Below are 15,513 nucleotides of genomic sequence, written 5' to 3'. Positions count from 1 at the left end.
CCTTTCGTGGATTTTCTTCAGCGGTCGTCGTCGAGGACGGTGACGGTTCCTGCATCGCCGTCGACGACGACGCGATCGCCGTCGTTCAACGTTCGCAGAACGTCGGGCACGATGACTCCCGGCAGTTCCTTGACGCGGGCGATCATCGAGGAATGCTGGTCGTACGCCCCCGTTTCCGCAACGAAGCCGACGACATGGGGTTTGTGGCAGTTGCGGATCACGGACGGACGCATCTGGTCCATGACGATGATGCGCGGTTCGGCGAAGTCGAATTCGCGTTCATACTGCGCCGCAACGAGCGCATGCAGGACGCGGTCCGTGGCGTCGATGATGTCGATGACGCGATTGCGCATGTATGCGTTTGTCAACACGCTGAATCTGGCGACGATGTCTTCGGCCGCTCCCCGATAGGCGCGAAAGGCCGATTCACCGCGTTCGATGCGGGCGTAGACGTCGTCGAGCAGGATCGGATCGCACACCATGAGCTTGTGCGACTCAAAGACCATCCTGACCGCGTCGCCATGGGCCGGATCGCTTTCCTCGACGTCTTTCTCGAGTTCTTCGACACTGCGTCGAATCGCGTTATCCAAGGCTTCCTTTTGATTTATATTTAAATCAAAAAGAGGTTCGGAACCACGGGCCGGTCGATAGCGGAAGACGATGCCGGAAGCGATTCCTCGATGGATTCCCAATCCCTTCACAACACGCATTCTGTCCACTCCCGTACATCATATTATACTCGATTCGCGGCTCTTTGAGTACCGCGATCACCTTTTCTCGGACAGTTTCTCGCGCACTTGCGCGATCACGAATGGCATCGCCTTCGCCTCGAGACTGCGGGGTTCGAACCGCCTTTCAAGCCGGGCGATCGAAAACTTCTCGCTTTCACCGTTCTGCGTCAGGTAGAATCCGTATTTGAGCGCTTCCTGGAAGCGCGGACTCTCCTTGAGACGACGGAAATCCTCGATCAGGAACAATTCCGAGTTGCGCATCCGTTCCGCGATCGCGTCCAGATACAGCCCTTCATAATTCGTCTTCTGCTTCTTGTCCTGCAGTCTCTGCATGATGTAGTCGGACAGGAACATGAAGACGGCGAAGATGATCGGGAACAGGATCGCGTTCCACAGGTCGGCGGTCTCATACGTACCCGCGAAATGCTTATACAGAGCCACGCCGCCGAGCGCGGCGAGCGCGAGCGCATAAAGCGCGAGATAGAATTTCCAAGACTTCAGACGTTTCTGATTCATGATGTCATCACCCTCAAGTATTATACAATATGCACCCCCGTTATGATAGAATATTTACGGTGATGCCCATGCTCTACGATACCATCGTCGGGATCGCGACGCTTCGCGGGACCAGCGCCATCAACGTCATCCGGGTATCCGGCGACGACGCCATCGCGGCGGTCGCCTCGGTTTTCCGCGGCCGCGATCTGAACGATGTACCGAGCCACAGCGTCGCTTACGGCCACATCGTGGACGACGGCTTCGTCGTGGACGAGGTGCTCGTCAGCGTGTTCCGGGAACCGAAGTCCTTCACCGCCGAGAACGTCGTCGAAATCAGTACCCACGGGGGCTTCCTCATTCCGGAAAAGATCGTCTCGCTTCTCGTCTCGAAGGGCTGCCGGGCGGCGGAACCGGGCGAGTTCACCCGCAGGGCGTATCTGAACGGCCGCATCGACCTTTCGCAGGCGGAAAGCGTGATGGATCTCATCAACGCCAGGACCGATGCTCAGCTCCGCCTTGCCCATCAGGGCCTCGACGGTCGCGTATCCGTGCTTGTCGCGGGTCTGCAGAAGGAGATCCTCGATGTTGTCGCAGCCATCGAAGTGAACATCGACTATCCCGAATATGACGACGTCGTCGTGATGACCGACGCCGTACTGGCGCCAAGACTGACCGACATGGCGGCGCGGATCGCCGACATCCTCTCCAAGGCGGAGACCGGGAAGGTCATCCGCGAAGGGGTCAGGGCGGTTATCGTCGGAAAGCCGAACGTCGGCAAGTCGAGCCTCCTCAATATCCTCCTGAAGGAAGAGAAGGCGATCGTCACGGAGATCTCGGGAACGACCCGCGATCTGGTCGAAGGGGAACTGAATCTGGGGGGAATCACCCTGAGGCTGATCGATACCGCCGGCATCCGCGAAACGACGGATGTCGTCGAAAGCATCGGCATCGCCCGCAGCCGCAAGGCGATGGCGGAGGCGGATCTGGTGATCCTGGTGCTCGATCAGAGCGCATCGTTCACCGAGACAGACCGGCAGCTTCTCGAGGTGACGCGAAACAAACCCAGGATCGTCGTCGGGAACAAGGTCGACCTGGGCAAACGGACGCCGGAGGGCGTCGACAGGATGATCGACGTTTCCGCGAAGGACGGAACCGGCATCGCCGAACTGGAGCGCGAAGTACGGCGCCTGTTCGTCGACGAGGCCGTCGTGGCATCCGGCGAGACGATCGTCGCGAACGCCCGCCACATCGGGAAACTCAAGGAAGCGGCAACCGCCCTCCGCGATGCGCTCGACGCATGCGCCGCGCATCGACCGGTGGACATGATCGAACTCGACATCCGCAGAGCCTGGGAATCCCTTGGCGAAATCACGGGGGAATCCGGAAGCGATCTGCTGATCGAAACGCTCTTCTCGCGGTTCTGCCTCGGCAAGTGACATGTTTCACGTGAAACGTCATCAAGTCCTACGAAGCGCAATCGAATGAAAATCCGGACCAGCGGCGGGTCCGGATTTTCATTCGATCACATGCGCATCATCGAAATGCGGTATCATCTCAGTAGTCGTCGAGAAAGGTCCTCTCGTCGTCTTCGTTCCGATACCCCAGAACTCCGTTGAGATTGACGTTCTCGGCGCTTCGGAAGATGTTGATGTCGATGTTCATGTACACTTTCCGGAGCGATGCGATCAGGTTCTTGATCTCGCCGCGCTTCGAATCGGTCTTGGTGAGGATGAAGCGGCAGCCGCAGTTCATCGCCTCGAGCTTGTGATAGTTCATGAAGCGGACGATGTCGTGCTCCTTGACCAGGTACATCGGCCGGATCAGTTCGATCTCCGGATAGTTTTCCGAGCGGATCTTCGGAAGCATCGTCTTGAAGGTTCCCGCATAGAACATGTTCAGGAGCGTCGTCTCGATCACGTCGTCGAAGTGGTGCCCGAGCGCGAGCTTGTTGCATCCGTACTTGCGTGCGAGTTTATAGAGGACGCCCCTGCGCATCCGGGCGCACAGGAAGCACGGATCCTCTTTGGCGTATTCCTCGGTGACCTTGAAGATCGCCGAAGGCTCGACGGCGACGTCGATCCCGAGCCTTTCACAGGTTTCCTTGTGTTTTTCCAGCTTTTCCGGCGAATAGCCCGGATCCATGGTCAGAAAGACCATCTCGAACTCGACATTGCCGTGACGGCGGTACTCCTGAAACAGCTTCGCGAGCAGAAGCGAGTCCTTCCCGCCGGAGAGGGCGACGGCGATCCGGTCGCCCGGTTCGACGAGATGGTACAGGCATATTGCTTCGACGAACTTGGAATAGAGCGGACCCTTGAACGTCTTCGTGATGCTGCGCTCGACGACGTCGCGAAAAGAGAATACACGCATCGGTCTCACCTCCGGGAATGTATCCATTATACAGGAAACGAGGCTTCTTGTAAATCGTCCAAACCACCTTGTGTGATTGAAAATAATTTTAAATAATTCTTGATAATTCGAATGTAAACTGATATAATTCGTTGTGTGGGGAATACGTATTATAATGGAGGTTGCAAGCATGACCAATTTCGTATGGGCGTCCAAAAAGCCGCTCGACGACATCGCGACGATCTACGAATCGAACATCACGCTGAACAAATCGGCGAGTTCGTATTTCGAATCGGCCTACGTCGTCCTGCTCGGTTTGGATCGCGAATCGCAACGGATCGCCGTCAAGCCGGTGTCCAAGGAAGAAGTCTCGCTCGGGTACATCCCCGAGGAGCAGCAGCACAACATCACCGTGAAGCCGAGCTACTCCCGCATCTGCAACAAGCAGTTCGTGCAGGAGGCCGCGGCGCTCGCGGGGCTCAAGTTCGAGCCGGGGCAGGCCTTCAAGTTCGAGGCTTCCTGGAACGACAAGGAGCATGCGCTCATCATCGATTTGAAACACAGAGAGGGGTAATCCGCCATGTACACGTTGTCGTTGACCTTGGGTGACATCATGGTCATCGTCTGGTTCGCCATCATCATCTTCGCCGCCGCCATCGAGGCGCTCTCGATGGATCTCACCAGCATCTGGTTCTCGGGCGGTGCGCTGCTTGCCCTCATCATCGCCGCCATTTTCGGCGATCGGCCGGGGTCGATGGTCGCGCAGATCGTCGTCTTCATCGTCACCTCCGGCGCGATGCTGATCGTGCTGCGCCCGATTCTCCAGCGCCATCTGAAGAAGAACGACGTCCGGACGAACGCGGACTCCCTCGTCGGCAAGACCGCGATCGTACTGAAACGCATCACGCCCGACGACCGCGGCGAAGTCCGGATCGAAGGCAAGATCTGGTCGGCCGTCGCCAACGAGACTCTCGAACCGGAAGCCAAGGTCGAGGTTCTCGCCATCAGCGGCGTGAAACTCGTGGTGCGCAAGTTCCAATGAGTGCCGGATTCCTGAAACGGGCGTTGTCTTCCCTGGTCGACCTCGCCCTCGTCTTCGCGGTCGTCACCGCCGTCTTCTTCATCGGCGGACGCACGCTCCTGCAGAACCGCATCGAAAACTACGACGTGATCGACGCCGAGTACCAGGAAGTCCGCACCGCTCGCGACGAGGACCTCGCCGTCATCTATGCGGACTACCAGGCCGCCCTCGAACTCGCGGGCGACGACGAGACCGCCAAGACCGCGGCCGCGACCGAATATGCGGTCGCGCAAGCGCTCATCGACGCCCAGTTCTCGGCCGACATTGCGCCATTCAACGACGTCCTCACCGGATACTACATGACCATCATCTACTTCTACTCGATCGGCATCCTGATCCTCATGGGCATCTATACGCTCGCCACCGGATCGAAGACGCTCGGCAGACGTCTGATGCAGATCCAGCTCTCCGGTCCCGTCAACCCGCTCTCGATCTTCTTCCACGACATCATCCTGAAGTATTTCTTCACCATCATCGTCTTCTCGGTTTCGCCGTTCGCCGGCGCCATCCTGCTCGCCCTGTCGCTCCTCATCGACGTGATTCTCATGAGTTTCACCAAACGCCGGGCGACGTTCCGCGACCTGATGCTCAAGATGCAGGTCGTCAAGACCGGATACGGCTACTGATCCATCATTCTCCGGAGTGACCCACGCCGCGCCGCACGCTCCGGAATCCGGCGGCGATTGATTCTCATAACGATTCAAGACAATGTTTCCTTAGGAGGGAAAAGACATGTTTCAACCGTTGTTTCTCGATATGGGTTTAGGCTGGTGGATTCTCATCGTCGTCGTCCTCATCGGCCTCATCTACTTCAGCACCCGGATCCGCGTCGTTCCCCAGGCGACCCAGCTCGTCATCGAACGCCTCGGCAAATACCACGACACCTGGAACTCCGGCATCCACATCCTCTGGCCGTTCTTCGACCGCGTCAAGCGGACCTACAACAGCCGCGGCCAGATGGCCGACGTCATCACGCTCAAGGAACAGGTCCTCGACTTCGTCCCGCAGGCCGTGATCACGAAGGACAACGTCACGATGCAGATCGACACCGTCGTGTTCCTGCAGATCACCGACGCCAAGCTGTTCGTCTACGGCGCCGACAACCCCGGCCTGCTGATCGAACACCTCACCGCCACCACCCTTCGTAACATCATCGGCGAGCTCGAACTCGACCAGACGCTCACCAGCCGCGACGTCATCAACGAGAAGATGCGCAGCATCCTCGACGTCGCCACCGACCCGTGGGGCATCAAGATCAACCGCGTCGAACTCAAGAACATCATCCCGCCGAAGGAAATCCGCGAGGCGATGGAGAAGCAGATGCGCGCCGAGCGCGAACGCCGCGAATCGATCCTGATCGCCGAAGGCAAGAAAGCCGCCGCCATCCTCGACGCCGAAGGCGAGAAACTGTCCGCCATCCTGCGTGCCGAAGCGAAGAAGGAAGCCGCCATCCGCGAGGCGGAGGGGCGCGCCGAAGCGATCCTCAAGGTCCAGGAAGCCACCGCACGGGGCGTCGAACTCATCAACAAGGCCAATCCGTCCAGGGAATTCCTCACCATCGAAGCCTACAAGGCGATGGAGAAGGTCGCCGAAGGCCAGGCCACCAAGATCATCGTGCCGTCCGACATGGCGGGCCTCGTCGGCCTCGCGACCAGCGTCGCCGAAAGCCTGAAGAACCCGCCCGCACCCGAAAAGAAGTAACCATCACGACGAAAGCGGCTCCCGCACCCTGCGGAAGCCGCTTTTTTCGTATGCTGAGACCGTTGGCTCCGCGCCGGTTCGTCTCTTCGTTCCGTCAGCGGATCGTGAACCGTTCGAGGATTCCGACGCCCGAGGGCACGATGTCGGTCGGATTGTTCTTGTACAGAACATAGGAGACGACCTCGATCGAGTCGGATTTCACCGTGACGATCGGGATTACCGGGTTGTTCCCGGCATAGACGAACTGGAGGAAGATCCCCGATGCGTCGCCGGCGTCGTAGAATTTCGTCCCGGCGGTATTCCCGACGAGGTAGGTCGGTCCGATCGAGGACGAATAGTCGTTGAAATCCGCTCCGTCTCCGGGGCCGAGGAGCGACACGGTTCCGAGCGGATAGTCGTCGGCGCGGCCGAAGAGGACCGCGGCGCCGCCGGAATAGACGGAGCGCGAATACTGGTGGTCGTGCCCCGAGAGGACGAGATCGACCCCGTATTCCTCGAAGATCGCCGGGAGCGCTTCGCGGACGGCGGTCGTGTCGTAGGTGGCGGAATAGGGACCGCGATGCATGAAGACGATGATCCGGTCGGTTCCGGCCGCCGCCAGATCTGTTTCGAGCCAGTCGAGCAGGATCCCGACGTTGGCTTCGTCGCGATCGAGGCATGCGGTCGTCCCGTCGCAGAAGATCTCCGTGTCGAGGGCGACGAAGTGGACGCCGCCGTAGTCGAAACTGTACGTCTTCCCGCGGTCGACGTTCGCCGGGCGACGGTCGTCCGCGAGTTCGACGAACGCGCCGTAGGTCGGTCCGTTGGTCGGAAGGTGGGTGTAACCGTCATATTCCATGAATGCCATCCGATCCTCGGAAATCGCCCCATGCTCATGATTTCCGATCGTCGTCGCGATCGGTTTCCCGACCGCGAAGACGGATGCGTAGCGCAGGAAGGACTGCCACTGGGTGCGATCGTCGTGGTCGTTCACGACGTCGCCGACGAACAGGCCGAAATCGACGTCGACGCCGGCTTCGGCGCGAACGCTCAGAAACGCATGCGCGAAAGCCATGTAGCCGATCTGGTCGTTCTCCTGCGGATCGGCCATGAATGCGAATGCGAATTCCGTGATGTCCGACGCCGGGCACCGGTAGGTCCGCCATTCATCGGATTCCGTGCCGTCGGCGCTCTTGACGCGGTATTCGTACGTCACTCCGGGAACGAGCGGGCCGATCGTCGCAGCGTATGCATGAACTGTCCGCCGCCCGACCATCATCGTCTTCAGAATCGCCGAAGCGGTCTCGACGACTTCGGGATCGGACGCGACGCGCCACTCCGCGACGCCGCCGGTGTCGGCGGAGAGGACGAAGTTGACGTTGACGTAGCGGTCCGGATGTTCGTTCATGTAAAGCGCGACGTAGAATGGATTCGAGATCGCCATGACGAGATCGAGCGTCGATGTGGACGCCACGGTCGTAGGCTCGGTCGTGTCCGCAATCGTCGTCGGCAAGGAAGTCGTCGACGTCGTCAACGTCGCGGCGCCGCATGCGGCCGTCGCGAACGCGAACATCGCGATCGACAGGAACATTACGCATCGTTTCATCGGGATCCTCCTGCCGGGGTCGCCGGGCGAGACGAAAACGGCAGGCGTTCTCGCCTGTCGTCGCATTTCATCAGAATTCGCAGTTTCGCGGCGTGCGCGGGAACGGGATCACGTCTCGGATGTTGTCGACGCCGGTCACGTACATGATCATGCGCTCGAGGCCCATCCCGAAGCCGGCGTGCTTGCAGCCGCCGTAGCGACGTAGGTCGAGGTACCACCAGAGGTCCTTCTCCGGTACGTGCATTTCCTTCATGCGCGAGAGCAGCATGTCCAGGCGTTCCTCGCGCTGCGAGCCTCCGCAGAGCTCGCCGGATCCCGGGACGAGCAGGTCGACGGCGGCGACGGTCTTCCCGTCGTCGTTCTGACGCATGTAGAAGGCCTTGATGTCCTTCGGCCAGTCGGTGACGAAGACCGGACCGCCGAAATGCTTGGTCAGATACTTTTCATGCTCGGTCGCGAGGTCCTTGCCTTGGACGGGGGCGTTCTCGAACGCCTCGCCGGATTTCTGGAGGATGTCGATCGCGTCGTGGTGCGTGACCGTCCGAAACGGCGTCGAAAGCACGTGCTCGAGTTTGGCCTTCAGGCCCTTCTCGACGAATGCGTCGCAGAACTCGATCTCCTTCGGACAGCGGGTCAGGACGTGGTCGATGACGTACTTGACCATGTCTTCCTGGAGCTTCATGTCGTCCTTGAGGTCGGCGAAGGCGATCTCCGGTTCGATCATCCAGAACTCGGAGGCGTGGCGCTGGGTGTTGGAGTTCTCGGCGCGGAAGGTCGGGCCGAAGGTGTAGACGTTGCGGAACGCCATCGCGTAGGTCTCGACCTGAAGCTGGCCCGAGACCGTGAGGTTCGTCGACTTCCCGAAGAAGTCCTTCCCGAAGTCGATTTCCTTCGCGCCGCTCTTCACGAGCGCCTCGAGGTCGAGGGTGGTGACGCGGAACATCTCGCCGGCGCCCTCGGCGTCGGAGCCGGTGACGATCGGCGTGTGGACGTAGACGAAACCGCGTCCGTTCAGGAAGCTGTGGATCGCGAACGAGACTTCGGAACGCACGCGGAAGACGGCGTTGAAGAGGTTCGTGCGCATGCGAAGATGGGCGTTCTCGCGAAGGAACTCGCGGCTGTGGCGCTTCGGCTGGATCGGATAATTCTCCGGCGAATCGCCGAGCAGTTCGATCCGGCGCGCCTTGATCTCGAACGGCTGCTTCATCGCCGGGGTGAGTTCGAGGATGCCCTCGACGGCGACGGCGGCGCCGACGCGGAATTTCTGCGCGTCCTTGAAGTTCTCGATCCTGCCGTCCTCGTAGACGACCTGGATCGTCTCGAAGAACGACCCGTCGTTCAGGTCGAGGAAGCCGAATTCCTTCTGACCGCGGTTGTTCCGGATCCAGCCCGAAAGGGCGACGGTCTTCCCGCCGAATTCCTGGTATGCGCGATACAGTTCCTTGACCGTCGTGGACGGCCGTTCGATGGTGGCCATGCTATTCCTCCTTGAAGATTCCCTTCAGAATGTTCTTCCGTTCCGTCTCCGTATGGCGTTCGATCGCGTAGCGAAGGGTGGTTCGTGGCAATGCGGTGTAGTTTTTCTTGAGAAAAGCGTCGAGCTTCGCCCGGTCGCGCTTCCCGACCTCGCGGAGCATCCAGCCGAGCGCCTTGTGGATCAGGTCGCGGTCGTCGGGGAGCGCCGCGGCGAGGACGGCGAGCGTCTCGTCCAGCAGGCCCTTGCGGATCAGGGTCAGGGTCGAGACGATCCCGACGCGCTTGGTCCAGAGATGATCGCTTAAGACGAGGCGGTGCAGGAGCGCGAAGTCCTTCGTCTCGGCGACGCGCAGGCCGACGACCGCCGGACAGGACATGTCGACGAGGTCCCAGCCGTTGACGCGGTCGAGGCGCTTCAGGTACCACTCCATCACGTGTTCGCGGACGGCGCCCGGTCCGCGGGTGGCGAGACGGGCGAGGATCTCGACCGCGACGGCGCGATGGTCGTGGATCGGCGAGGCGAGCAGGCGGTCGAGTTCGGATTCGGTGATCGATTCGTAGTGGTGGAGCGAGACGGCGTGGATTCCGGCGGCGGGGACGCCCATGAAGAGGTCGCCGTGCTGGTAGTCCCCTTCGCCGGTCTTGTGGTAGTAATTCGAGGCAAGCGGGGTCTCGTTCGTCTTGCGAAGTTCCAGTTCCTCGAACGCATCCATACGGTCTCCCCCCTTCCGGAAAATAAAAAATCGCCCTCAAAAAGGACGATGTCTTCACCGCGGTGCCACCTTGTTTCCGGATTTCTCCGGCACTTGACGTCATAACGCCGACGCGCGTACGGTTCTACTTCGTTCTTCCGTCTCTCCCGGGTGTTCTTCGGACGCTGTCGGACGCGGGGCTCGCACCATCCCCCGTTCGCTTCACTCCATTGAGCGTCGTACTCTTCCGTTCTTCGATTTGCCTATATTATAGCACAACCGTTCCGCTTGTAAAGGCAAACTAGAATAAGAGGACGCCTCCGGGGAGATTCCTCAGAGGTGTACGGTCAAAATCGCATGTCATACAAGGCATCCCTGTTTATCACAGCCCGTTAACTTTGTGCTAGAGAATAATACGATCATTGGATGAGCGGAATCGAGCGAACGCGAATCCATATGGATACGCCTATTACCCACATTGCGTTTCGCTGTTTTCCATCACGCCCTCATTAACACGAACAAGACTACCCCCTCTTGACCGGATCGAGTCGTCATTCGAATTGTTGCGTGTCGTGGTCGAGTCGCTTCCTGCTTATACATGTGGTGTCGCAGACCACTCCTTTATTTCCATACCAATCCAATATTCACACTCGTAACCAAACACGTCGACTTCGACAGGGCTTTGCTTCGGTGAATTCGTCCTGATCGTGTAGCGCGATCGGATCCGATCGAGTTGTGTCGAAAGAAATAGGATTTCTTCAACCCGCCCTTCACAACGGTTTTTTGTCGTTATCTTCGCATATAGAGAAAAATAGATTGACAGAAGATAGTTGGTCACTCATTATAATCCATACTTATCAATTTATTGATGCACGATTAACGTATTGGTTTTTTCATCGATGTCTATGCGACGTTTTGTTAGCATTCTGTTTTCGTGATTCAAGAACTCGAGCCACCTTCTATGCAATATCTGCTTTGTTGATGGTAGTGATAGGCTCCCCTTTTGTGCGATTTTGATTTTCATAATCTTTTTCCCGACACTTTGGTTTCTAAAGATCTTGTCACCCAAAAAATAATACGACAATGATATTGTTATAAATGGAATAAGGTAATAATCCAAAACGGCCTGACCCATTGTTCCCATGATGATAAACGGAATCAAGTCTAGGAGAAATGTAACCGCCCAATCAAGAATAATGCTTATAGAGTATCTCTTCGCTATGTCTCTATTCTCCGCTTTCATTCATCGGCCCTACTCTTTCTTATCCAGTAAGTCCCAAAAATATCCAAGGAAATTCAATTCGATGGATTTCGAATAACCCAATAACCCCGCGCCAACACGAGCGGTAATCTGTACTCCGCCATCTATTCGGAATCCGTCATCTCCCCAGCCGGCCCGCACATATAGTCCGCCGAAAGATAATCCAACAAATTGATTATCTGTGCCATCTATTTCTGTATATCGTTCATAGTACGCCGCACCACCGTCGACAATTATGCTTGATCGTAATTGTTCAAGTTGATTTCCGTGAACATCGTTTACTTCTCCAGACTGGTTGATTGCAACATATAGCGCTTTACCTGATATGGCTTTTCCAAATGCAAAACTACCCGATTCGATAGAACCGCTAATATTTGTAACGGTAGTAATTTCCTCAACCGCGTTTTGAATCGTTGGCGATGTTGCGAATATAGCGAAAAGGAGAAGGCTGACGACCAGTAACGTAACCCACAGTTCCCCACTCGGGTCTATATTCATCACCGGAGTAATGTATACAAGAGTATCCACAAAGCTACTCCTAGAATTTGTAATGAATCTCCATCTTTCTGGAGTTGTCCGGTCCCTTCTCTTGGAAAACAATAATTAATTCAACCAAGTCGTGAAGAATTCCTTGATCCAATTCGGTTAGGATCTCAAATCGGGATAGATTCTCACAAAACGAAATAACCCTTTCTTGTTTCTTTTTCAGCTCATCGAGATCCGGCCGAAATTGTTTGATGTTCCTAATCAGAGACATTTTTTCTACGTCATATGATTTGTCAAGAATCAAGAATTTTTCTTCTTGAATCTTCCCCAATACGAAGCTCTCATAGAGCGCCTTGGTAATTTGGTCGATTTCATGTATACGTTTTTCTTGATTAATCACGCCTTCTGATATGTCGTCAAGCCGATTCAGAAAGTTTGTTTGATAATGAATGGTATCCAGGACCGCATTCACTCCGTTTTTTGACAAGGCGATCAACTGATTCAATCTTTGCAGAACAAAGTTCTCCAATTGCTCATAGGTCACATAATGGCTACAGCATCTCGTTGTTCCATATCTGCGGTAAGTACTGCAATCGAAGGTGCCGTAACATCTCCTGTTTGGGCGGATCGAGAGGGTTAATGTTTTCCCGCGGTTTCCGCAGCGAACCACCCCTTTGAAAATGTTCTCGTGTAAGGTTTTGGGTGTTTGGGGTCTCAAGTGAATTCTTGCTCGAACAAGATAAAGGGATTCCTCATCAATGATCGCCTCGTGCCTATGCGCCGTGACGATCCATTTTTCTTCTGGGTTTTGAAGCAGCTTCTTGCTTTTGTATGAACTTGTCTGATGTGGATTGCAGACGATGCTGCCTGTATATTCGCGGTTTTCAAGGATGTTCAATAAGGTTTTTGTCGACCAGTCAAAGGGGAATCGGTCGATGGCGTCCGAAGGGTATTTTCCCAATCGTCCGTAAAGTTCTGCCCTCGGGGTCATTACCCGATCATTTCTAAGGGCTTTGGAAATTCCGTAGACGCTTACCCCACTCAAATATAGATTGAATATCTTTCTCACAATCCGTGCTTGGGCAGGATTAATCACGAGTTGATTCTTGTTATCTTGACTTTTGTCATATCCGTAAGGGGGGAAGGGACCGGTGAATTCTCCATTCAGGGCTTTTGTATGATATGCGCTTCGAATTTTTTTGCTGATGTCTCTGGCATACCATTCATTCATGATGTTCCTGAATGGGGCGAATTCGTTGTCGTTCAAAAGGGTATCAACTTGGTCATTGATCGCGATGTATCTCACGTCATTCGATGGAAAATACTGTTCGATATAATATCCCGTGGAGAGATAATCTCTTCCTAGGCGGGACAAATCCTTGGTGATAACGATTCCCACCCTGTTGTTCTCGATATCGTTTTGTAATTCGCCGAACCCGGGGCGATCGAAATTGGTTCCGAAATATCCGTCATCGATGTAGAACTTGGTATTCAGCATGCGATGCTGATTCGCATATCGTTTCAAGAACGTTTTTTGCGTTTCGATGCTTGAGCTGACACAATTAATTTCATCTTCTCGAGAAATTCTGCAATACAGCGTGGTTATTTTTTTCCTTTCCATGATTGCACCTGATTCAAACAGACTCGACAAGTCCATTATACATTAGGTTTTCATATGGAAAAAGCCGCATTTTGAGGCGGACGACTTCAAGTATTCATGTCTGAAAAACGCAGTATTTCTGCCGCGTGAAGACTATTGGAGTCTGTCTGCCTTTTTTTCAATTGTCCTCTGGAAACCAAAACTCCTTTTCGATGAACCGGGTCATTCTTCCGGAATTGTCGCTAAGTTGACTTAAACTGTCATCAAAAAAGAACAGGAATGAGATTTGGTGATTAGCGTCGGAATATCCGATCATACCGAATTGTTCGGGATAATCAAAATTATCATCATCCACGACTTTTATAGTGAAACTTTCATATTCAAATTCCGTTTCAGGGATTAGGTAATAATCATTTTCCACTAAAGGTGTTTGCAAAAATAAGTACGATCCAAGGACGGTTTCCTTGGCGGTTTCGTATGTTTCATCTGAATACGTTATGACCAAGTTGATTGACTGTCCTAGTCGATCATAATAATAAATTTCACAAGTTTGGAAGGCCGGTATATCAGTTAAAACCGGCATAAAGGCATTTGATCCGGGTATTGAGTCGAGGTATTCTTGATAATCATCCGTGTTTGTGTAGACTTGCCCACAACCCGTAATCACCAAAGCGAAGAGAATCAATGTAAAACAAACTATCCATTTTTTAGGCATGATCGTTACCTCTGTCCTGGTTGATATATTGGAAATAGTCGATGATAACCAACACCGGGCTCATTGAAGTCTCTATAATGACCGATGGAAAACTTACATACCATTCCTTTTCATTGAAGACGGTCCTGCCGATATCCGCATGCGCTGCGCGATCGTTTTCGCTTTCCAAAAATCCGAATCGGCTGGGAATGTAGGTGATATCATATCCGGCATTATGAACCATCCACTCCGATGCGATTCCGGTTGCGGTTCCATTAAAACAGTCACCATGACCGCTAAAATATCGAAGGTAAATAGAATACCCAAGTACAACCGAAGGATTTTGAACCTTATATGAATTTACAATTCGTCCTCCGTCACCCGACTCGGACTCTTCAAAGTATACGTCACCGTTGGCAATATCAATTACATCTTGGGTGGCCCAAGTTGCATACACTACGGTTAAAATCAGTAGCCATATTGGAAAATCTCCGTCGCTGTCTGTATACATTACTGGATTGTTCGCGCAGTAGGTGTACATGTTGACGGAGGCGATGTCGCCAAGTTCCCCAAGCAAGCCGTCCGCGTTCAGGAATCGCGACAAGGCCGGGGAGTAATAGCGGCTATTTAGATAATACATCCCGATTTCTGAATCATATCGATATCCACGATATGTATATGGGTTAATCTCGAAGATGTTACCATTAGGATCGTCAGGATTGTTGATGACGTTCCCATACGCGTCATATTCGTATTGCACGAGTTCGTTTCCGGCTTCGTCGATGACGCCGATGACGTTGCCCTGAAGATCCTTCAGGTAGTAATAGGTAGCATCTTCATAAACGAAGCCTAGGATGCTTCCGTCGGAATCGATCAGGTAGCGGATCTCGTAGGTGTTTTGAGTGACGCCGCTCACTTTCCTGACACAGACTTCACGATGGACGGTCGACCCAAGCAGATCGTAGGTATAGGTCTCGACCGTCGTTCCGACGGTGACGACCTTCGAGACGCGGTATCCCTGGTCGTTGTACTGATAGGCGATGGTCGCCGCGACGGAATCGTCCGCGTTGCGAACCGAGATTCCGGCCAGCTGACGACCGTCCCAGGAGAACTCGGCGTGATCGTAAGTCGTTCCTCGGAAAACGAAATTCGTTTGTTCGAGCGGATTGCCTTGTTCATCATATTCCGTATATCCGTGTGAAACGGTGCTTACAAAATCCATTATAGCATACGATTCGAGCTGATCCAACCACTCCGAGGAATAATTGAATGTCTTCGCTTCGTCATATCCGCCGACGAAGAACACGATGTTGAAGGTGACGTCGACCCCGAGGGCGGATGTCGCGTGATAGGTTCGGT

At 54.7% G+C, this 15,513-nt stretch carries 15 protein-coding genes and 1 other annotated feature; of the genes, 5 read left to right on the top strand and 10 right to left on the bottom strand.

Features of this window, described 5'->3' with window-relative positions; genetic code table 11:
- Positions 1 to 17: 17 nt before the first annotated feature.
- Entirely contained in the window at positions 18 to 710 is a 693-nt protein-coding gene (locus WC509_06595) for a phosphoenolpyruvate-utilizing N-terminal domain-containing protein (protein MFA5007117.1), read from the bottom strand.
- A 57-nt stretch (positions 711 to 767) separates the two neighbouring features.
- Positions 768 to 1,247, bottom strand: coding sequence for a hypothetical protein (locus WC509_06590; GenBank protein ID MFA5007116.1), 480 nt, complete (start codon positions 1,245 to 1,247; stop codon positions 768 to 770).
- A 68-nt stretch (positions 1,248 to 1,315) separates the two neighbouring features.
- Here WC509_06590 and mnmE point away from each other — a divergent pair, with 68 nt between their 5' ends.
- Positions 1,316 to 2,665: a tRNA uridine-5-carboxymethylaminomethyl(34) synthesis GTPase MnmE gene (gene mnmE / locus WC509_06585; protein MFA5007115.1), complete on the top strand. Its 1,350-nt coding sequence runs from the start codon at positions 1,316 to 1,318 to the stop codon at positions 2,663 to 2,665.
- Positions 2,666 to 2,783: 118 nt separating this feature from the next.
- Here mnmE and WC509_06580 read toward each other — a convergent pair whose 3' ends face one another.
- Positions 2,784 to 3,599 carry a tRNA 2-thiocytidine biosynthesis TtcA family protein gene (locus tag WC509_06580; protein MFA5007114.1) on the bottom strand — a complete coding sequence of 272 codons (816 nt, stop codon included), beginning with the start codon at positions 3,597 to 3,599 and terminating at the stop codon, positions 2,784 to 2,786.
- Between the two features lie 169 nt (positions 3,600 to 3,768).
- Here WC509_06580 and WC509_06575 point away from each other — a divergent pair, with 169 nt between their 5' ends.
- From WC509_06575 to WC509_06560, 4 genes are all read left to right on the top strand, one after another.
- A complete protein-coding gene (locus tag WC509_06575) occupies positions 3,769 to 4,152 on the top strand; it encodes a hypothetical protein (protein ID MFA5007113.1) in 384 nt (127 codons plus the stop codon).
- A gap of 6 nt (positions 4,153 to 4,158) precedes the next feature.
- Positions 4,159 to 4,620, top strand: coding sequence for an NfeD family protein (locus WC509_06570; protein MFA5007112.1), 462 nt, complete (start codon positions 4,159 to 4,161; stop codon positions 4,618 to 4,620).
- Positions 4,617 to 5,285 (top strand): RDD family protein, encoded by a 669-nt coding sequence (locus WC509_06565; GenBank protein MFA5007111.1) that lies wholly within the window; start codon positions 4,617 to 4,619, stop codon positions 5,283 to 5,285. The genes WC509_06570 and WC509_06565 overlap by 4 nt, the downstream gene beginning before the upstream one ends.
- A 106-nt stretch (positions 5,286 to 5,391) precedes the next feature.
- Positions 5,392 to 6,360 (top strand): SPFH domain-containing protein, encoded by a 969-nt coding sequence (locus WC509_06560; protein ID MFA5007110.1) that lies wholly within the window; start codon positions 5,392 to 5,394, stop codon positions 6,358 to 6,360.
- Positions 6,361 to 6,454: 94 nt separating this feature from the next.
- Here the strand turns inward: WC509_06560 and WC509_06555 are convergent, their stop codons facing one another.
- From WC509_06555 to WC509_06525, 7 genes are all read right to left on the bottom strand, one after another.
- Positions 6,455 to 7,945 carry a metallophosphoesterase family protein gene (locus WC509_06555; protein ID MFA5007109.1) on the bottom strand — a complete coding sequence of 497 codons (1,491 nt, stop codon included), beginning with the start codon at positions 7,943 to 7,945 and terminating at the stop codon, positions 6,455 to 6,457.
- 70 nt (positions 7,946 to 8,015) lie between these two features.
- Positions 8,016 to 9,422: an asparagine--tRNA ligase gene (gene asnS, locus WC509_06550; GenBank protein MFA5007108.1), complete on the bottom strand. Its 1,407-nt coding sequence runs from the start codon at positions 9,420 to 9,422 to the stop codon at positions 8,016 to 8,018.
- A gap of 1 nt (position 9,423) precedes the next feature.
- On the bottom strand, positions 9,424 to 10,134 hold the full coding sequence (locus WC509_06545; protein MFA5007107.1) for a DNA alkylation repair protein: 711 nt from the start codon (positions 10,132 to 10,134) through the stop codon (positions 9,424 to 9,426).
- A gap of 38 nt (positions 10,135 to 10,172) precedes the next feature.
- Positions 10,173 to 10,377: a binding site (T-box leader), on the bottom strand.
- A 988-nt stretch (positions 10,378 to 11,365) separates the two neighbouring features.
- Complete coding sequence (locus tag WC509_06540; GenBank protein ID MFA5007106.1) at positions 11,366 to 11,902, bottom strand: hypothetical protein; 537 nt, start codon at positions 11,900 to 11,902, stop codon at positions 11,366 to 11,368.
- 10 nt (positions 11,903 to 11,912) lie between these two features.
- Positions 11,913 to 13,481 carry a recombinase family protein gene (locus WC509_06535; protein ID MFA5007105.1) on the bottom strand — a complete coding sequence of 523 codons (1,569 nt, stop codon included), beginning with the start codon at positions 13,479 to 13,481 and terminating at the stop codon, positions 11,913 to 11,915.
- A 157-nt stretch (positions 13,482 to 13,638) separates the two neighbouring features.
- The gene (locus tag WC509_06530) at positions 13,639 to 14,175 is read right to left on the bottom strand and encodes a hypothetical protein (GenBank protein ID MFA5007104.1); all 537 of its coding nucleotides are present in this window, start codon (positions 14,173 to 14,175) and stop codon (positions 13,639 to 13,641) included.
- Positions 14,168 to 15,513: RHS repeat-associated core domain-containing protein (locus WC509_06525; protein ID MFA5007103.1), on the bottom strand; the 1,346-nt coding region annotated here is incomplete at its 5' end. The genes WC509_06525 and WC509_06530, both read right to left, overlap by 8 nt.

Source organism: Candidatus Izemoplasmatales bacterium (assembly GCA_041649275.1).
Classification (GTDB): Bacteria; Bacillota_I; Bacilli_A; order Izemoplasmatales; family Hujiaoplasmataceae; genus UBA12489.
This window is presented reverse-complemented; position numbering and strand designations above follow the sequence as displayed.